Origin of the sequence: Psychrobacter immobilis (genome assembly GCF_904846065.1) — a bacterium.
GTDB lineage: Bacteria > Pseudomonadota > Gammaproteobacteria > Pseudomonadales > Moraxellaceae > Psychrobacter > Psychrobacter immobilis_H.
Map to the genome: position 1 here is coordinate 13,322 of NZ_CAJGZV010000003.1, position 18,892 is coordinate 32,213.

At 42.0% G+C, this 18,892-nt stretch carries 14 protein-coding genes and 2 pseudogenes; 11 read left to right on the plus strand and 5 right to left on the minus strand.

Going from position 1 to position 18,892, the window contains the following annotated elements; genetic code table 11:
- Positions 1 to 220: 220 nt before the first annotated feature.
- Positions 221 to 514: pseudogene (locus JMW64_RS13165) on the minus strand (transposase); the annotation flags it as partial.
- A gap of 62 nt (positions 515 to 576) precedes the next feature.
- On the opposite strand from JMW64_RS13165, the pseudogene JMW64_RS13170 reads away from it, so the two are divergent.
- Positions 577 to 1,801, plus strand: a pseudogene (locus JMW64_RS13170) (IS3 family transposase).
- Between the two features lie 140 nt (positions 1,802 to 1,941).
- On the opposite strand, the gene lnt reads toward JMW64_RS13170, so the two are convergent.
- The gene (gene lnt / locus JMW64_RS13175) at positions 1,942 to 3,510 is read right to left on the minus strand and encodes an apolipoprotein N-acyltransferase (protein WP_007394851.1); all 1,569 of its coding nucleotides are present in this window, start codon (positions 3,508 to 3,510) and stop codon (positions 1,942 to 1,944) included.
- Between the two features lie 239 nt (positions 3,511 to 3,749).
- On the opposite strand from lnt, the gene JMW64_RS13180 reads away from it, so the two are divergent.
- Positions 3,750 to 4,394, plus strand: a complete 645-nt coding sequence (locus JMW64_RS13180; RefSeq protein ID WP_007394850.1) for a DUF411 domain-containing protein — start codon at positions 3,750 to 3,752, stop codon at positions 4,392 to 4,394.
- Positions 4,395 to 5,192: 798 nt separating this feature from the next.
- Positions 5,193 to 5,915 carry a CHAP domain-containing protein gene (locus tag JMW64_RS13185; protein WP_201555243.1) on the plus strand — a complete coding sequence of 241 codons (723 nt, stop codon included), beginning with the start codon at positions 5,193 to 5,195 and terminating at the stop codon, positions 5,913 to 5,915.
- 147 nt (positions 5,916 to 6,062) lie between these two features.
- Here the strand turns inward: JMW64_RS13185 and cadR are convergent, their stop codons facing one another.
- Positions 6,063 to 6,473, minus strand: a complete 411-nt coding sequence (cadR, locus tag JMW64_RS13190; RefSeq protein ID WP_007394845.1) for a Cd(II)/Pb(II)-responsive transcriptional regulator — start codon at positions 6,471 to 6,473, stop codon at positions 6,063 to 6,065.
- Positions 6,474 to 6,615: 142 nt separating this feature from the next.
- Here cadR and JMW64_RS13195 point away from each other — a divergent pair, with 142 nt between their 5' ends.
- From JMW64_RS13195 to ccmI, 5 genes are all read left to right on the plus strand, one after another.
- The gene (locus tag JMW64_RS13195) at positions 6,616 to 8,817 is read left to right on the plus strand and encodes a heavy metal translocating P-type ATPase (protein WP_007394844.1); all 2,202 of its coding nucleotides are present in this window, start codon (positions 6,616 to 6,618) and stop codon (positions 8,815 to 8,817) included.
- Positions 8,818 to 8,937: 120 nt separating this feature from the next.
- A complete protein-coding gene (locus JMW64_RS13200; RefSeq protein ID WP_062844959.1) occupies positions 8,938 to 10,986 on the plus strand; it encodes a heme lyase CcmF/NrfE family subunit in 2,049 nt (682 codons plus the stop codon).
- Positions 10,987 to 11,649 (plus strand): DsbE family thiol:disulfide interchange protein, encoded by a 663-nt coding sequence (locus tag JMW64_RS13205; RefSeq protein ID WP_084387320.1) that lies wholly within the window; start codon positions 10,987 to 10,989, stop codon positions 11,647 to 11,649.
- Between the two features lie 83 nt (positions 11,650 to 11,732).
- Complete coding sequence (locus JMW64_RS13210; protein WP_371532842.1) at positions 11,733 to 12,215, plus strand: cytochrome c-type biogenesis protein; 483 nt, start codon at positions 11,733 to 11,735, stop codon at positions 12,213 to 12,215.
- A complete protein-coding gene (ccmI, locus tag JMW64_RS13215; RefSeq protein ID WP_062844957.1) occupies positions 12,212 to 13,492 on the plus strand; it encodes a c-type cytochrome biogenesis protein CcmI in 1,281 nt (426 codons plus the stop codon). The genes JMW64_RS13210 and ccmI overlap by 4 nt, the downstream gene beginning before the upstream one ends.
- Before the next feature lie 27 nt (positions 13,493 to 13,519).
- On the opposite strand, the gene JMW64_RS13220 is transcribed toward ccmI, so the two are convergent.
- Complete coding sequence (locus JMW64_RS13220; RefSeq protein WP_007394843.1) at positions 13,520 to 14,170, minus strand: IS1595-like element ISPssp3 family transposase; 651 nt, start codon at positions 14,168 to 14,170, stop codon at positions 13,520 to 13,522.
- Positions 14,171 to 14,349: 179 nt separating this feature from the next.
- Here JMW64_RS13220 and lspA point away from each other — a divergent pair, with 179 nt between their 5' ends.
- The 3 genes from lspA (at position 14,350) to JMW64_RS14300 (ending at position 16,478) form a co-directional block, all read left to right on the plus strand.
- Entirely contained in the window at positions 14,350 to 15,057 is a 708-nt protein-coding gene (gene lspA, locus JMW64_RS13225) for a signal peptidase II (protein ID WP_007394842.1), read from the plus strand.
- 275 nt (positions 15,058 to 15,332) lie between these two features.
- Entirely contained in the window at positions 15,333 to 15,665 is a 333-nt protein-coding gene (locus JMW64_RS13230; protein WP_131603940.1) for a DUF3817 domain-containing protein, read from the plus strand.
- A 564-nt stretch (positions 15,666 to 16,229) separates the two neighbouring features.
- A complete protein-coding gene (locus JMW64_RS14300) occupies positions 16,230 to 16,478 on the plus strand; it encodes a recombinase family protein (protein WP_228139849.1) in 249 nt (82 codons plus the stop codon).
- A 598-nt stretch (positions 16,479 to 17,076) separates the two neighbouring features.
- Here the strand turns inward: JMW64_RS14300 and JMW64_RS13240 are convergent.
- Entirely contained in the window at positions 17,077 to 18,660 is a 1,584-nt protein-coding gene (locus tag JMW64_RS13240) for a Fic family protein (RefSeq protein ID WP_201532527.1), read from the minus strand.
- Positions 18,661 to 18,892: the final 232 nt, after the last annotated feature.

The following is an 18,892-nucleotide window of genomic DNA, read 5'->3' on the forward strand; positions in this document are numbered from 1 at the left end:
TTAGAGCTATATCCTATCTAAAGTCACCATAAAACGTTACCTGAAGAGCAAGATGCCAAGCGTGCCAAAAATGAGCTCATACAGTTTGCTACTGATCATGGTCATAAACTTGCTGCGTTCTACGTAGAGAATGGGTCAGGGGCAAAGCTAGTACATCCAAAGCTGATAGCTATCATAACCCCAGTTCGGGATAAGCCACATTGTAACTCATTGATACTATTTACAATGTCGCTACCTGTCCCTGCTGAGGCATGTTTTTGATGGTGGGTTTATAGGGAAACCAGCAATAAGCAATCAAACCTGACAGCAAGTTTGTAATAAAACCCGTGACACTACGATAGCGTGAGTGTTCGATTTGGCACAAGTTGTTAAGCTCTCCAAACACCGTTTCAACCAAAGAGCGATGATTGAGTAGTGCCTCATCCATAGGCTTGAGTAATTGGGGTTTCATATTACGCCGAAGTTTGGTTATCAACGTGGTATCACTGTGTTTTGTGAGCCACTCGTTTAGTGAGCTATGCTGAAGAAACCGTAGAGATAAACTTGGTAAACTAAGCGTATTGACAGGAGTTTACCATGACCAAGAAAGTAAGAACCTACAGTGACGAATTTAAAGCTGAAGCCGTCAAGAAGATAGCGGATAACAACGGCAATATTTCAGCGACCGCAAAGCAACTTGGCATCGCCATGCAAACGCTATCCAACTGGCAGAACAAAGCTAATCAAGGCAAGCTTGTAGGAACAAAGCAGTATGACCCTGAACTTATGAGTGCGCTTGAAGAGGTAAAACGCCTAAAGCGACAGCTTAAAGTTGCCGAAGAGGAACGCGAAATACTAAATGAGGAGGGATAAAGCGAAGCACTGCTTCGCCCCGACGCAAGGGGAGAGCTATGCTCGAGTTGGCGACGGCGTACTTCGCGAGAAACAGTTAGTCAGGTACGCCTTTATCAAAGACAACCAGTTCCTCTTTCGCATCACCACTATGTGCCGTGTGTTAAGGGTTAAGCCATCAAGCTATTACGACTGGCTAAGTCGTGATCTCAGCGACCAACAGATACATCGCAACCAGTCTGAATTACTGGTTAAAGCGGCTCACAATGAAACGAAAGAACGTTATGGCGCAGATCGACTGCATGCTCATCTAAGCGAGCAAGGCCATAACATTAGCCTGTATATGGTAAGAAGCATCAAAGAGCAACACGGCATTAAATGTCGTCGTCATAAGCGCTTTAAAGTCACCACCGACTCCAATCACAACAAGCTGGTCTATCCAAACGTACTGGATCAGAAGTTTGATGCTAAGCGCCCTAACGAGTCGTGGGTCAGCGACATCACCTATATCTGGACGAATGAGGGTTGGCTGTACTTAGCAGGGGTCAAAGACTTATACACCAAAGAGCTTGTCGGTTACGCTATTAACAAGCGTATGACCGCAGATTTAGTTTGCAAAGCACTAAATATGGCCATCAAGAATAAACGTCCAAGCAAAGGGCTAATCGTTCATTCAGACAGAGGCAGTCAGTATTGCAGTCACGCCTACCACAAGACCATTAAGCAGCATCAATTTATAGGCTCAATGAGCGGCAAAGGCAACTGTTTCGATAACGCTCCGATAGAAAGCTTCTGGGGCACATTAAAGAATGAGCTGGTATATCATCAAGACTATAAAACAAGGTTCACAGCCATCAATGATATTATCAGTTATATCGAGCTGTACTACAATCAGACGAGGATTCAAAAGGGTTTGGGCTATCAATCGCCAAGACAGGTGTGGTTTGATTATTATCGTCAAGCTGCGTAATTAAAATCTCCCAAGTTTATGTATACGGATTTGACGGCAGGGGTCAATAGTTTAAAACTTTTATATTTACGTGCGTTAGGACGTTACCTAGAAAAAATAAAAAACTTACACTGATTAAATTATTATGATTAAGTTTACTATTACCCTCGTCTTCTAAGTGTGGTTAGACCTTTGCCAAAATAGCTTAGTAGTAATAACAAGGTTATTATTATCAAGATAGGATAATTTCCCATAAGCATAAAGGGCGTGTTACCAACCCGTGCCTGTATCTCACCACGTAGTACAGTACGCTCAAACTGCGGTGCGCGTTTTACAATACGACCTTTATGGTTAATGATAGCGGTAACACCAGTATTGGTCGCTCGAATAAACCAGCGCCCGTTCTCAAGCGCGCGCATTTGTACCATTTGCAAATGTTGCAATGGTCCTGCTGAAGTGCCAAACCAGGCATCGTTAGAGACGGTCAACAAAAATTCAGTATCGATGGCATTTTTACGCGTGGTATCTGGATAAGCTACCTCATAACAGATAGCCGTCCCTATATTGTGTCCACGCACCTTTAGAGGTGACTGCTGATCACTACCACGACTATAGCTCTTAATATCCTGACTACCGGCCAAACTTGGGAAAATATCGAGCACGCCTTCAAATGGAATATACTCTCCAAAAGGCACTAGACGCTGCTTCTTGTATAGGCCTTCCGCTTCTACACCTCGAGCAATCACGCTATTGTAAAATGGGGGATACTTATCCGTACTGGCATTGAATGCCGCTTTATCCTTATAAGGGATACCAGTTATCCATGTCGTATTGGTCGCATTAGCCATTTCTATCATTTCACTAATAAAGCCCGCAGCCTCATCCTGAAACATAGGAATAGATGATTCAGGCCACACCACAACATCACGTCCCCACTCAGTGCGTGTTAACTTCGCATAAATCTTTAGCGTTTCTACTTGATACTTAGTCAGCCACTTTATATCTTGTGAAATATTACCTTGAATCAATGACACTGACAGATCAGGTGTGCCCTTAGGTTTTGTCCATTGCGGATTGACCAGCCATAATGATGTGCTAATGGCTAATAACAGTACAGAAACGATGGCATAACTACTGCGCCGAAGCAGTAGCTCTACTAAACTTGCAGCCAATAGTATGGCAACAAAAGAGACGGAAAAAACACCAGCAACGGGTGCTAAGGACGATAACCAATACTCTTCAGTAAATGCATAACCAACAAACAGCCACGGAAAGCCTGTGAATAACCAAGTTTTTAACCATTCTTGTAGCACCCAAAGAGCAGCAAATGAAAAGGGTTGTTTGCCTACCATACGGTTAAAGACTAGTGCTAACAATCCATGAAATAGTCCCATACCGAGACCCATCAATGCAATCATAATCAATGCGAGCCACGTTGGTGTATCGCTATAATCATGGATAGCAGTATAGAGCCAAAAGCCGCCGACGCACCATAGCCCCATACCGTAAGCTTCACCGATAATAAAAGCGCGACGACCACTCATACTTGTCACCAACAGCGCATATAAAATCGCTGGTGATACTATTGCTAGCGGCCAAAACCCATAAGGCGCTAGCGAAAATAAAAAAATAGCTCCTGCAAGCCATGCTGCTACTAGCGTAAGCGATAGCGGTAATTGATTTAAGTGAGTACTCAAACGCTTTTGTAGATTAATAGTAGACAGGCGCATCGCAAATTATCCAAAATTATGAGCCTTGAATTTTTAATCAAAATCCAAAACTTAGATAGAGCCGTTAATACTACAGGCAGTATTTTAAAATAAAAACTGCTTATGATACCAGCCTGCACTGCTCAATGGATGAATTTACGTACTCCGTTTAATGGGTTATTATGCTACATTACCAAACGATATGAAGTGTTACTTGATCTTCTATAGCTCACAATATCTACAGTACATGAGAAAGCACTATGCCCCCCTTAAAAATAAAATCCAGTCTTATATGCAATCGTTATCTGTCTAAGGGGTTGCGTAGTACGTTATTATTACTGGCTGCCTCATCACTATTTGCTTGTAGCCAACCGAGTAGTGGCGTATCTGATGCAAGCACAACATCGGCATCAACTGAAGATGTTTTGGCTGTTCCAAAGACAGCTGAACCAAACGTTATAAATAATTCTATGATGACATCAGTAAGTAAACCAGACTTACTAAAAAACGTATCAGCCACTGTCTATAAAGATGCCAATTGCGGCTGCTGTAAAGAATGGATAAGTCATGCAGAAGATAATGGTCTAAGTGCAACCGCGCAAGATGTTGCGGACTTAGCCGTATTTAAAGAGCGCTACAGCGTTCCAAATGAAATGCGTTCTTGCCATACTGTAGTCACTACGGATGGTTACGTCTTTGAAGGTCATGTACCCGCTAAATATATGGCGCAGTTTTTAGAAAATCCGCCAGTACAAGCTATGGGTCTTGCCGTACCTGGCATGCCTATTGGTAGCCCAGGTATGGAGTATCAAAATAAATTCATGCCCTATCAGGTTATGCAGCTCAATAAAGACGGGACAACCCAAGTTTATGCTGATATTGAATCGGTAGAGCAGCAATTATAGTGTGTTAGCAGTTAAGAATACTTTGATTATAGTGTTAGCGTTAAAAGTAAATGAGGTAGGTATAAGACTGTTCTATTGCTTATAAAATGATTCTTCATCAAAAAATTCATTAGCTATTGCGACTTTAAAATTAAAAATAACTTTGAATTTGTAACTTTTGATGACAATGTAAGCGAATTTATCGGTTATTAACCCTTAAAATAGATAAATGACTAAGGGTTAATACAAGAATATACAGGATGTATCGAAACAATTACGTAATATTACATAAGCTAGTAGGGAATTAGCATCTATATTAATATTATAAATTAATTATATTATCTTAATAATTAGTTAGACCCTACATAGGGTAATTACTTCATCCAATAGAAAAACGTCTGAGGGTTAAATCTAAATTATAGATTTAACCCTCAGACGTTTTTTTTGCTTATAAAACAGTAGAAATTGTGGTCAATCTAGTCAGCTATATTCTGTACATGTTACACAAACTTACATTGTAAAATGTGGGATATTAGCAATTTTTTCGACATCAAAAAAGTATTTTTGGGGTTTTTAAGGGGAATGACAGGCTAAACAACCTATGCTAAAGTCGGCTTTGTGTTTTGGTCAGCAGCTTGATTTGTAACAGCTTCGTAAGACTTCAATGAGCTGTGATCGCCAATAATCATTTTTTATATGAATAATATGCAGCAGAAGTATCAGTCACTATGACATATATATACTTGAGTTATTGAGATTTAATTGACTGCGCTGTTGTTGATAACAGACGATTTTGAATTAACCGTAGGTATTAGATTTATGAAACAGGCTTTATTGATTTTGTCAGTACTGGGTATGGGCATAGCACAAACGAGTACTGCTGCTGTAACGACCTTTCAAACAAGTAATAATATAACCAATATTTCTGCGGCATCAAACTACGGTTCATCAAAAAACATCTATAGCACCAAAAGTGGTGCTTATGTTTCTAATAATGATGAAATTAGTCAAGCAATTAGCAACCTAAGTGCGCAGGCCAAGCAAAAAGAGAATCAGCTTTCATCATTAAACAGCCGCTTATACGCTGAAAAACAACAGCAGCAAGTCAATAAGGTTCCTGACAGCAATTCAGCCCCCGCTATCGCTGCTGCTCGCGCCTCAAAAGTGGCTTTATCTGGCAGCTCTGGATATTGTGCCCGTTACGTACGTAAAGCACTACAATCAGCTGGTTATGAATTTACACCCAATCCTTCAGCCTATCAGTACGCCACTCGTGGCACGCTTGATAAAGCAGGTTTTAGCAAAATCAGTAATGATATGCCAACCCAAGTAGGTGATGTTATTGTCTATGATCGCTCATCAAAGCGCCCGCATGGCCATATCCAAATATTTGATGGCGAAAATTGGATTTCTGATTTCCGTCAGAACAGCATCAGCCCATACAGTGGTGTCTATGCTTATACGACATGGCGTGATTCAAAATATGTGGATGACGCATCCGCATCAGATCGTAATATCTACCTTGCTATGAATGATAAATAAGACCTGAGAAGTCAGCACAACATATTTGTTATTTCCTCCAACCCAGTAGTGATCTTAATATCATTGCTGGGTTTTTTTGTGCTTAACATCAGGGCGTATTTAACCTTTCATGATTTGATCCGTCAGAAATGAACACTACTGATATCATTACTCATGACAGGAGTTATCGACAAGCGCGTTTAAAATGCCACATGATGACGCTGGTGCACTACTTGCACATTTCTGGCGCAAAACGGTCAAGTGATGCTTTAAGTGCATCAGTTCTTCCATTCGTATTTCCACAGCATGAATGTGCTCATCTAGCAAGTTATTCACATCGCCGCAGTCCTTGTCAGGCGACTCCCAGTATTCAAGTAAGATTCGCACATCATCTAAAGCCATATCGAGCGTACGGCAATGTAGGATAAATTGTAGACGCTCAATGTGCTCTTCATTATATAAACGATAATTCCCTTCGCTACGAAAAGGCTCGGGTAATAAACGCTCTTTTTCATAATAGCGAATGGTTTCTACTGTGGCACCTGTGCGTTTAGCGAGCTCACCAATTTTGATTGTCATAACAACCTCTATGATTTAAATAATTAAAGTGGCTGTAAAGACTAGCGCTAGAGAAATTAAAATTACGAAACTGTAGATAAATAACCTTGACTCTAAAGCCACTATAGGGTTCATAATATCATTATTCAAAGGGTAAATTATTATGAAATATCATATTGAAGGTATGGACTGTGCCAGTTGCATCGGCAAGATTGAAACAGCTTTGAAACGTATGCCTGGGGTTTCTGATGTTCAGCTGAATTTCGCTACAGAAACGCTAGAGCTAAATTTAGCCCCTGGTGCGCCGACTCAGGCTAGTGATATCGAAAAAACAATCAAAAGCCTAGGGTTCGGCATCTCTGCCAATACTGGTCAACAAACTGTATCGGCTATTGATATTGACAGCGACAATCAGATGGCTCCGCAGGATAAGCAATGGTGGCAAACTCAAAAAGGCAAACAGGTTGTTGGCCTCGGTATTTTGATGGGCAGCGGTTATGCACTGTCACTACTGTTGCCCGCTTATGGGATATGGGTGTTTGCCATCGCTGTGATTGTAGGCGTTTTTCCATTTGCGCGCAAAGCCTTAGCACTGGCTAAAACAGGTTCATTCTTTTCAATTGAAACGCTGATGTCCGTCGCCGTGCTTGGCGCACTTATCATTGGTGAAGCTGAAGAGGCCGCAGCGGTTGTCTTTTTGTTCTCAATCGGTGAACTGTTTGAGAGTATCGCTGCTGATCGCGCTCGCGCTGGCATCAGAGCCTTATCATCGCTGGTTCCGAAAAGTGCGATTTTACTTGATGCTCAAGGTGGGCAGCGTAACGTTCCAGCGACTTCACTACAAGTGAATGACCTTGTGCTGGTGCGTCCTGGAGATAGGGTATCTGCTGATGGTTCCATTGTTCAAGGTGCGTCCAGCCTTGATGATTCGCCCGTGACGGGAGAGTCTGTTCCTGTTGCCAAGACGATGGGTGACAATGTATTTGCAGGGTCAATTAACATCGATGGTGTGCTCCAAGTGCGCGTAGAAAAGACAGCCGCCGATAACACCATTTCGCGCATTATTGAGCTGGTAGAGCAAGCCCAAGCCTCCAAAGCACCCACTGCCCGTTTTATTGAGAAATTCAGTCGCTATTACACACCGGCAGTGATGGCTATTGCCGCACTAATTATTATCATTCCACCGTTAGCCATGGGTGGAGATTGGTCGACTTGGTTGTATCGCGGTCTAGCACTGTTGCTGATTGCCTGTCCCTGTGCTCTTGTACTATCAACACCCGCTGCCATCGCCTCTGGTCTTGCTGTTGGTGCGCGCCGTGGCTTGCTGATCAAAGGCGGTAGTGCTTTAGAAACTATCGGCCAAGTGAAGACGGTCGCTTTTGACAAGACAGGCACTTTAACTGAAGGCAAACCACGCGTGACCGATGTTGTTGCCTTTACACAAGAGGACTCAAGTATTCAAGGTCAGAATTCTCAAGGTCAAGATGAGATATTGGCACTTTTTGCCAGTGTGGAGACTGGTTCTAGTCACCCGCTTGCTGAAGCCATTGTTAGTCATGCTGAAGCTGCTAAAGTGTTCATACCTGTGGCCTTCAATGCTTCTGCAACTGCCGGTAAAGCGGTACACGCAACTGTCGCGGAGCGCGCGCTAGCTATCGGTTCGCCTGTTTACGCAGCCGATGAGGCATTGATTTCATCCACACAACAGGCGCAAATTGAGGCGCTGCAAAATGAGGGTAAGACCGTCTCTGTTCTTTTCGATGAGCAAAACCGTGAAGTGCTTGGATTAATCGCGCTAAGAGACGAATTACGAGACGACGCTCATGAAGGTGTGGCTCAGCTCAAAGCGATGGGTGTGCGCTCCGTCATGCTAACAGGCGACAACCGCTTAACCGCTCAAGCACTTGCCAGTAATTTAGACGTGGAATGGGAAGCTGAGCTGTTGCCTGAGGACAAACTGCGCCTGCTTAACGAGATGAAGAACAACCGCAAAATAGCGATGGTTGGTGATGGTATTAACGATGCGCCAGCGCTAGCAACTGCCGATGTTGGCATCGCGATGGGTGGTGGTACCGATGTGGCCATTGAGACGGCCGATATCGCATTATTAAAAAGTCGTGTTACGGACATGGCTCATCTCATCGCACTTTCACGTGCCACCATGCGCAACATTCATCAGAACGTCATTTTCGCTTTAGGTCTCAAAGGCGTCTTTCTGATCACGACCATATTCGGCATTACTGGACTATGGATTGCGGTTCTAGCTGATGCTGGAGCAACAGTGATCGTTACTCTTAATGCGTTACGTTTACTGCGCTTTAAAGGCGCGCCTCCACTGGTAAATCCGCCTAAAGTAGTTAAATAAAACCCTTCGAAATCAATTAAAAACTAGAGATAGCAGCAGATTTCGGGGTGGGTTCTAATAATAAAAATTCCACCGCCACAGTAAACTGCAACCGCATTAGAGTAAATAAGGTTAGACCGTATGTTGATTACAGAATTGGGCTATTTTGCCTTGCTTACCGCTTTTGTACTGGCGTTATTGCAGGTAATTCTGCCAACTATTGGTGTTATTCGTAACCAAGTTGCTTGGCAACGACTAGCCCCTAGCCTAGCTTGGGCACAGTTTGCCGCCATGATAACGTCATTTGGCGCTTTGATAGCAGGTTTTTATTATAATGATTTTAGCCTCAGTTACGTCGCGCAGCATTCTAATACGCTGTTGCCTTGGTACTATAAGTTATCGGCGACATGGGGCGGACACGAGGGCTCTTTGCTGCTATGGATGACCATCATGGCCACATGGTGTGCACTGGTATCATACTTTAGTCGCGGCTTGCCGTTATCAATGCGTGCGCGGGTATTAGTTATTTTGGCCGGTGTACAGTTAATGATGCTAACGATGCTGATATTTACCTCGTCACCGTTTGAGCGTACCTTACCCAATCTAGCGGTCGATGGCGCTGATTTAAATCCTGTCCTACAAGATTTCGGTCTGATTATTCATCCGCCCATGTTATATATGGGCTATGTGGGTATGGTAGTACCTTTTGCATTTTGTATGGCGGCATTGTGGGAAGGGCGTTTAGATGCTGCTTGGACACGCTGGTCACGTCCATGGGCGCTCGCGGCTTGGGGATTTTTGACCATTGGTATTGCACTGGGCTCGTGGTGGGCCTACTACGAGCTTGGCTGGGGCGGTTGGTGGTTTTGGGATCCGGTAGAGAATGCCTCGTTTATGCCTTGGCTTGTCGGCTTAGCATTGCTGCATTCATTAGCAGTCACTGAAAAGCGCGGGGTGTTTAAAGCATGGACCATCATGCTGGCTATTTTCGCCTTTGCCTTAAGCTTGCTTGGCACGTTCCTGGTACGCTCTGGAGTCCTTACCTCAGTGCATTCGTTTGCCGCTGATCCGACGCGTGGTTTGGTTATCTTAGCTATTCTTGGCATTATCATCGGTAGTGGTCTATTAATGTTTGCCGTTCGAGGTTGGCGTTTAACCGTTGAAAGTCAATATCAGCTGATTTCACGTGAGTCCTTTTTAGTGATCAACAACGCCATCATTTTGATTGCAACCTTAGTGGTGCTGCTCGGCACCCTTTACCCTATTATCGCTGATGCTTTTGGTTTAGGACAAGTGTCCGTTGGCCCTCCTTATTTTAATGCATTATTTGTACCTTTAACGTGGCTGTTATTAATAGCTATGGGTATGGGCTCAAATATTCGCTGGAAAAAAGACACCCGTCCACTACTGGGTATAGGCATGGTCATCGCCGTTAGTAGCTTAGTATTAGCCGCCATTATTACTTACTTTGTTAATCCATCGTCTATGCTTAATATTGGTGTGACTTTAGCCGTTAGCTTTTGGGCACTGCTATGGATGGCAGTTGATTTTAAAGATAAAACTAAGAATGCGCCTAATCTTTTTAACGGTTTGCGGCAGTTGCGTCTGAGCTATTGGGGTCAACAGACTGCTCATATTGGCGTATTGGTTGCTGTCATTGGCATAGCCTTTACTAGTAGCCTGAGTATTGAGCGTGACGTAGCAATGGGTATTGGCGATACAGTCAATGTTCAAGGTTACGATTTTGAAGTAACTGAATTTTTTGAAATAAAGGGTAGTAACTTTGATGCAACGCAAGCGCAAGTGGTGGTATCCAAAGACGGTCGTGAAGTGGCGAAACTGACTCCAGAAAAGCGTACTTATATTATCAGCACGATGCCAACAACTGAAGCTGCTATTGACCCCAGTCTTATGCGCGATGTTTATGTCGCACTGGGCGAACCTATTGCCGATGGTAGTAACCAATGGGCATTAAGGATTTATGTAAAACCATTAATTCGCTGGATTTGGTTAGGGGCAATTATCATGGCTCTAGGTGGATTAATTAGTATGCTTGATAAACGATACCGCATCAAAAAAATTAAAGCTCCGTTGCTAGTTACTGGTAGTTTGGCTACTTATGGAGTCAATGAGGTAGCTATTGAGCAGGCAATCTCAGTATCGACGATGTCGACACTAAAGGAGAAGTAAATGACTATGTCGAATAACACTCCTGAGCAAAAAGATAGCCAAAACAGTAAGCAGCGTAACCCAAAGGCAATGAAAAAAAAGCAGATGAAGCTATGGTTCTTAATTCCGCTTATCCTCTTTTTTGGTTTGGTAGTTATATTGTACATGCGCTTAGGTAAACCAACAGACATTGTGACCAATACCGCTCTTGAGCGTCCGGTTCCTGCCTTTGAGCTGCCGTTATTAGCAGATACTACCCGTACTATCACCAATAATAATTTGCCAGATAAGCCGTTTTTACTTAATGTTTGGGGCTCGTGGTGCCCAACTTGCATTATTGAGCATCCGTTTTTAATGCAACTAGAAGAGCGCGGCGTTGATATCGTTGGTGTGAATTATAAGGATGAGATTGGTAATGCGCTCAGTTACTTAAACCGAGGCGGTGATCCATTTTCTATGTCTATTCAGGATTCATTGGGTCAGTTTGCTCTAGACTTAGGCATAACTGGTGCGCCCGAAACCTTTGTTGTGGATGGAGATGGCATCATTCGTCAGCATATTGTTGGTGAGATTAATGAAGCCAATTGGCAACAGCGTGTTAAGCCGTGCCTGACCGTACTTAATGAGGCTAATAAGAACAACGATAGTCCTGATCTCATTCAGGTTGAGGAGATGTGCAAATGAACGTTACTCGAATAAGAGCTCCTCAAATAAAACTCAATATAATTTTAAAACTAGCAAGCTTAATACTAGCGTGTTTGCTTAACATGACGGCAAACGCAGCTATTGACGTATACGATTTTGATTCACCACAGCAAGAAGCTCAGTATCGTGGATTAATAGAAGAGTTTCGCTGCCCAAAATGCCAAAATCAAAACCTTGCAGCCTCTGATGCACCGATTGCACAGGATCTAAAGCAAAAAGTCTATGATTTAATTAAAGATAGACGTAGTGATGCTGAAATACGCGCCTATATGCAAGAGCGCTACGGTGACTTTATTAGCTACAAGCCGCCTATGCGACCATCGACATGGATCCTATGGTTTTTTCCACCATTATTATTGCTCGTCTTAATTGTTGGTTGGTTTTGGCAAAGTAAACGCCGCCAAGTTGTCGCCCGTGGCCAAAACGGCGTTACAGTGAACAGTACTGCTGCCTTGACCTCTGCGGAAAAGGCTGAGCTTGATCGTCTATTATCGCAAGCTGAGAATGTCGACCACGATATTACTAGCATAGAGGACAAAAAATGACTCTATTTTCTACTTTTGGCTTATTTGTAGCTCTAAGCTTGCTGATTGCTCTTATATTTGCGCTAATTGCTATTATGCCATGGCTACGAGCACCGCGTTTGCAGTCCAAACCAATAGACAATCAACTGCTAGATATTAATGTTGCAGTATTTCGCGAACGTTTAGCTGAGCTACAAACAGATAAAGACAGCGGTACTATTAATAATAGCCATTATCAAAATCAAAAGCTGGAACTGGAGCGTCAGCTATTAGATGCGCAGCGTCAGATAACACCTATGGTCACCCCTGATGTCAAAAGCCGTTTAATTGTCGCAGCTTGGATCCCAATATTGGCTGCAATGGCGTACTTACTAATAGGCAATCGTACGCCCGTGTTTGATTCGTGGACAAGCGAGGACAAAGTAGGACAAGTGGCTGATGACCTATTGACGGCTAAGATTGATAAGCCACCAAAGTGGGCGACTGAAAACGGTCGTCAGTTGATTAGCGCTATGCAGACCAACGTCCATCGTAACGCTGATGATCCTAATCGCTGGATGCGCCTATCTGAGCTTTTCTTATCGATGGAGGCGACTGGCTCTGCTTTAGAAGCCTTATCGCGTGCCTATCGTTTAGCACCTGATAACGAGGAGATTGCTACTACTTATGCTCAGACTAGTTTTTTTGTTAATGAAGGTCAGTTAGACGCCAATATTCGCCGTGTATTACAAGCTATATTAGCTAAGAATCCGCAGCATGAACGGGCTCAAATGCTCATGGCAATGGGTGAGACTCGTAGTAGTAACTTTGCCCAAGCGCAAGGTTGGATTAAACGCTTACAAGGCAGCATTGTGGCCAAACCAGGTGATCATACTAAAGCTTTAGCAAGCTTAGATGAGTTAAGCAACTACGTTAGCACGCAAGAAAAGCAAGCGCTAGAAGGTATTGACGTGACAGTGAAAATTAACGCTAATTTATTACCGTTAGTGAAAGCTGATGATGTGTTGTTTGTTGCGATACGTGACGTTAAAGGAGGTCCACCGTTTGCCGCCAAACGTTTACCCATTAGTATTATCAAGCAAGGTGAGGCTAGTATCCGCTTAAGCAATCTTGATGCGATGATGCCAGATCGCACGTTAAATTCAGCTCGTAGTGACAAAACTCAGTTAGCAGTCGTTGCTCGTATTAGTCATAGCGGTAATGCCATAGCAGAATCAGGCGACTTATCGGGTAATCCTATAATGATTAGCGTTGAACAGACTCAGGTTAATGTTGAAATCAATCAACAGATTCCCTAATAAAAAATTAGGGGCTGTCCTAGATAACTAGTTCAAACCCTGTTTAACCCATTGTTTTAATTGTAGTAATTGCGACTTTGGGTCACTGTGATTAAAACGCCACTCACATTCCTTTAAATAGAGGTGAAAATGTTCTTTTGGAACTCCGTTAAACTTACGTAGATGCCGTTTAGCTTGGTTCCAAAAGTTCTCTATACCATTAATGTGATTCTTGTCATTAACAAAGGTTTTGGAGTGGTTGATACGATAATGAGTAAACTCACTGACATCTAATGCGTTATAGCTTTTAAATGAGTCAGTATAAACAATGCTATCAGGCTTCACTTTTTCTCTTATGATGGGGATCAAAGTATCTGCTTTAGCATTGGGTATAATACAAGCGTAGACCTTGCCATTACGCTTTAATAGACCAAACACGGGCACTTTGCTACCAGCACCTCGCCCTCGCTTGCCTTTACGAGTTCCACCAAAGTATGATTCGTCTACTTCGATTTCGCCTTCAAATAGACCAGGGTCTTGACTATTCTCGTAAATAAGCAGTCTTAGCCTATGAAAGTAATAACTGGCTGTCGTTTTATTAATACCAATTAGGCTTGCTGCTGTTCTCGCGGTAGAACCGGCAACAAATAACTCGATTAGTCTGCTTTGTTTATACCAACTTAGTTTACTCTTTCTCATAGTGCTATCCTAAATAATTTTACTTATCTAGGACAGCCCCAAAAATTATTACCGTAAGTTTCATAATACCAGAGCGGTAAGTGGAGCCGTTTATGAAAGTGGCGCGATTAATAATCGTATACCAAAAACATATACGTTTAACATTGTTCATTGTATAAACATAGATAAAGGAAACAACTATGACTGAATCTACCGACAGATTAGATAGTACTAAATTGAATAGCGTTGAATCGGCTAGTACTAATATTGCTGACAAGAAGGTACCTATAGCTGTGAGTAGTACTCATCAATCGATTGACTCTAAAACCATAAATCATACGCCTAAAGCTATGTACGTGACTTCAGGCAACTCAATAACACCTAAAGATAAGTTGGACAAAATGCCAAAAATGGTTGCCAATGGCAGTCGCGCTTTTATCTGGTATTTGTTGGCGATAATGGTATTAATACTTGATCAATGGACTAAGTGGTTGGCCCAAACCACATTAGCGTTCAATGACCCCGTACCGGTCATTGAACCATTTCTCAACTGGACACTCGCTTATAACTATGGGGCAGCATTTAGCTTTTTAGCCAACGCTGGCGGTTGGCAGAAATGGTTTTTCTCAGGCTTAGCTTTTGTAATGGCTATCTTTTTAACGGTTTATTTAATCAAAGCGCCACGTGCAGCCAAGCTATTATCTATGGGGTTGGCCTTAATGCTTGGTGGTGCGATTGGCAACTTAATCGATCGTTTAAGAATTGGTAAAGTGGTTGACTTTATCCATGTGCATTATGCTGATGTCTGGAATTATCCTATTTTCAATGTTGCAGATATAGGTGTCTGTGTCGGTGTCGCATTGATTATAATTGACATGATATTTTTAGAAAGTAAGCGTAATAAATAAGCACATTGATGCCGATTATCACAAACAAAATGAACTAGCGTCGTATTCACTCTATACGGAAAAATACTTTTTATACTTGAGTATGTTTATAAAATGTGAACTGGAAGGTAATGTATGACTGGTATAGGTACTCACTCATTTTAGGTCTTAAAACTCAATACTTAAAAGCTCTGCGTAGAGCCATTATTATAGAGACATTGAATAATCCATAAATTCTTTATTGATAATAACAAAAGGAAAATACAGTGTCACAGACTCAGCCAACTATTGAAAAAATTCACAGCCTTAGAAAAAAACAAGAGACAGCGTTAAAAAGTCTTACCCTTATAGGCTATCTAGAAGGCACCTCTTTCTTATTATTGCTCTTCATCGCCATGCCACTAAAATATATGATGGACATTCCAGAAGGTGTGAAATACATCGGTATGGCACACGGTATGTTGTTTATTACCTATATCATAATACTTATAGGCTCAGCTATCAAAATGAAAATGCCTCTTTGGGCAATACCTGCGGGCGTACTCGGCTCACTCTTACCTTTTGGCCCATTTATATTCGATCATTTACTAAAAAAGAACTTGCAGGAAAATGTAAGTAAAGAAGCCTAGAACAAGCTCTGCTATAAATGCCACAAACGTATCTTATTACTCAAGATTATTTTTCCTAACTAAATCACAAGCCGCCATCACTCATCGTGGCGACAAATGAATAACATTGAGCAGAAATTAATCACAATAAAACTTTAATTCAGACCCAGTATGAATAGTCTCACACTCCAGTTACTTTTCGAACTTATCTTACATACTATCGACAAACCCGTTTTGTTTAAAAGCTAAACAGGTTTTGTCATCCGCGATGGCTTTCCTGTTATCGTAGGGTATACCCCAGGGGCACTATCAAAACAGGTCTCTTAATCAATTAATAGTCTACTTATAATAGACTGCAATAATGGAACTACTTATAACAGACTATTTTAGGTGTTTATGTTTATCAGAGCATAGAGCGCCAATCAAAGATCAAGATGCCAAGCGTGCCAAAAGTGAGCTCATATAGCTTGCTGCTGATCATGGTCACAAAATTGCCGCCTTCTATGTTGAAAACGAGTCAGACGCAACTTTAATACGTCCACAGTTAATGTAACTGATAAATGATGCCCATGAAGGCGATATAATTTGGTTGAGCAGATTGACCGCTTAGCACGTTTAAACCAAGCTGATTGGGATACTCTCAAAAGAATGCTATTAGAAAAGAAGCTGGCGGTAGTATCAGAAGAGCTACCGACCTCTTATATAACGCCTCAATCTGATAGCAGCATTGTATTTATGAGCAGCGTATTACAGGCCATCAATTCGATGATGCTTTATATGCTCGCTGCTATTGCTAGAAAGGACTATGAAGATCGACGTAACCGTCAGATGTAAGGTATTTCTCGTACTAAGGTAGAAAGTAAATATTCAGGACGTAGGAAAGATACCGAGAAGCGTAAGATTATCGCTAGCCTTCTGAAATCTGGGCGTAGTTATTCTGAAATACAAGCTACAGCTAAGTGCTCGCGTCATTTGATAGCTGTATAGCTAAATAAATACTCAAATACTCAAATACTCAAATACTCAAATACTCAAATACTCAAATACTCAAATACTCAAATACTCAAATACTCAAATACTCAAATACTCAAATACTCAAATACTCAAATACTCAAATACTCAAATACTCAAATACTCAAATACTCAAATACTCAAATACTCAAATACTCAAATACTCAAATACTCAAATACTCAAATACTCAAATACTCAAAATTATTTTGAGGATCTGTAATAACCTTGTCAAATAAAAATTGTCTGTTATCAAAGTTCCTCTAATATATTCTGTTTAAGTAAGAAAAATATTGATTACGTTTCAAGTTACAGTATTTTAGCCGAATCTTTTATAAACGAATCATTATCGCAACGATGATACTGATACTAGCTTAAGCTTGATTATCAAGGCAGATTTTCTTGCGTATAGCAGGGTTTGTTCTAACTATTCAAACCATCTGCTTCATCTTTAAAGGTTTCTACAACCACAGAGAAAATATCGTCCCAAACCTCATCATTTGCCAAAAACGGATAATCCTTCAATAGCTTATTACTTTTAACACCCTTATTTTGTAGCATGCTACGAATAATTCTATCGGCATAGCTGTTGGGCATCTCAACAATCTCTTTTATCGCCAGTCGTGCATGGTCATGCTTTCTTAGGTACTGTGACTCGTTATGCATCTCTTTTTCAATAACATGAGCAATGAGTCCTGATAAGTACTGAACGTGAGGCGTTAGATCCATAAAGCGCCATGCAGGTTGAATTAGGTGAGTATTTCCAAAATTTAAGTTTGAGCGAATACCATCAGGGTAAGTAATCGCTTGTTTATCAAAGCTGTAATGATCACGGATTTGCTCCATAAGTGGCACGGATACACGGTCTAAAATTTTGTCATAGGCATGACGGTCTGAGGGATGCTCAGCAATGGCTTGTGATATAGGTAGGATAATCGGCTCATGAATGACCTGGTCTCGCCTGAGGACGTCATTAATTAAGAAGCGATGTACACGGCCATTGCCATCCGCCAGCGGATGAATATATACAAAAGCAAAGGAGGCAACCGCACTACGCATCAGTGCTGATTGTCCCTCAGTCTTTTCCATAAATACCTGTAACCCTGCTAGCTTGTTAGCAATGTCATCAGCAGGTGGCGCGATATAGTGCACAATTTCTTTAAAGCCATTCACCTGAGTATGCGACACAAAAACTGGTGATTGACGGATGCCGTACTGCTGAATAATAGTTTTACTACCCAATATGTCTTGTTGCAACTCTGCTAGCGACTCAGGATCAAGCGGAATATCGCCCTTGCCGGTACGCCGTGCCATTACATCGGCGAAACGTTCAATACGTTTTAACTCTTTCCCTTCACCTTCTATAGTAAAACTGGCTTTACTCTCTCGTAATGTCATCCATACGGAGGCACGCATCAGTAAGTCTTGCCCAAATTCATCGTTCAGCTTGTCAACCATTGTGGCAATATCGAGTGCAGCGGCTTGCGTAAACAACTCTGTTTTCACCAATTGAGGACAGAAATGACGGGTTCCTGCAAGATTGTCATTGATACGCCAACGAGCATTCTTTATGACATGCGCAGGGCTTGAAGTAACCTGCTTCTTAGCATCTAAAGCGTCCACATAGTTACCGCCTAAATTACTCGGTACTGCTAACTGCTGACCCATGAGCCACTCATACAAGAAAGCCATTCTACGGGCATAGCTGCCTGTCGGCTCAGCGTTTACCCATGCTTGTACGTCATCAGCACCTACCTGCTCAAATAGACGAACCAGTAACTCTAAATTCAGTACTTCATGACGCATGTGAAACTGTAAGTGCGCAATGATAGTGTCCAGTGGACGCGCGGTTTCCTGATAAGCGTTATGAATGACGTCACCGTCTTTATAGGTTTGTCTGCGCCCACCGATACTACTGATGACATATAAAGGGGACACCAGCTCGATGCTGGCATAACGGATAAGCCATGCTGCGCCAATAGGGTCTGAAGTAGGGGTATTCATCATGAGGGGCTCAAGCGATTATAGATAAGCTATTTTGCAGAAAAGCGATTATGAATGCAATATAATGATTATAATGAAGCCTCATTGCATTAAATCGATTTTTATATGACGCTGTGATGTCTTTAGATAAAGATCGAAGGGCGTTTTAAGTGGGCATAATTGAACGAAATTGAATGATGAAAATACACCGTTCTTAACACAGCTACGTAGTAATAGAGTACCTATTTCTGCAAAT

Coding starts and splice junctions, on each gene's coding strand:
- JMW64_RS13180 (WP_007394850.1), top strand. CDS start 3,750: ATGCCCCCCTTAAAAATAAAATCCAGTCTTATATGCAATCGTTATCTG.
- JMW64_RS13195 (WP_007394844.1), top strand. CDS start 6,616: ATGAAATATCATATTGAAGGTATGGACTGTGCCAGTTGCATCGGCAAG.
- JMW64_RS13205 (WP_084387320.1), top strand. CDS start 10,987: ATGACTATGTCGAATAACACTCCTGAGCAAAAAGATAGCCAAAACAGT.
- JMW64_RS13220 (WP_007394843.1), bottom strand. CDS start 14,170: ATGAGAAAGAGTAAACTAAGTTGGTATAAACAAAGCAGACTAATCGAG.
- lspA (WP_007394842.1), top strand. CDS start 14,350: ATGACTGAATCTACCGACAGATTAGATAGTACTAAATTGAATAGCGTT.
- ccmI (WP_062844957.1), top strand. CDS start 12,212: ATGACTCTATTTTCTACTTTTGGCTTATTTGTAGCTCTAAGCTTGCTG.
- JMW64_RS13200 (WP_062844959.1), top strand. CDS start 8,938: ATGTTGATTACAGAATTGGGCTATTTTGCCTTGCTTACCGCTTTTGTA.
- JMW64_RS13185 (WP_201555243.1), top strand. CDS start 5,193: ATGAAACAGGCTTTATTGATTTTGTCAGTACTGGGTATGGGCATAGCA.
- JMW64_RS13210 (WP_371532842.1), top strand. CDS start 11,733: ATGACGGCAAACGCAGCTATTGACGTATACGATTTTGATTCACCACAG.
- cadR (WP_007394845.1), bottom strand. CDS start 6,473: ATGACAATCAAAATTGGTGAGCTCGCTAAACGCACAGGTGCCACAGTA.
- JMW64_RS13240 (WP_201532527.1), bottom strand. CDS start 18,660: ATGATGAATACCCCTACTTCAGACCCTATTGGCGCAGCATGGCTTATC.
- lnt (WP_007394851.1), bottom strand. CDS start 3,510: ATGCGCCTGTCTACTATTAATCTACAAAAGCGTTTGAGTACTCACTTA.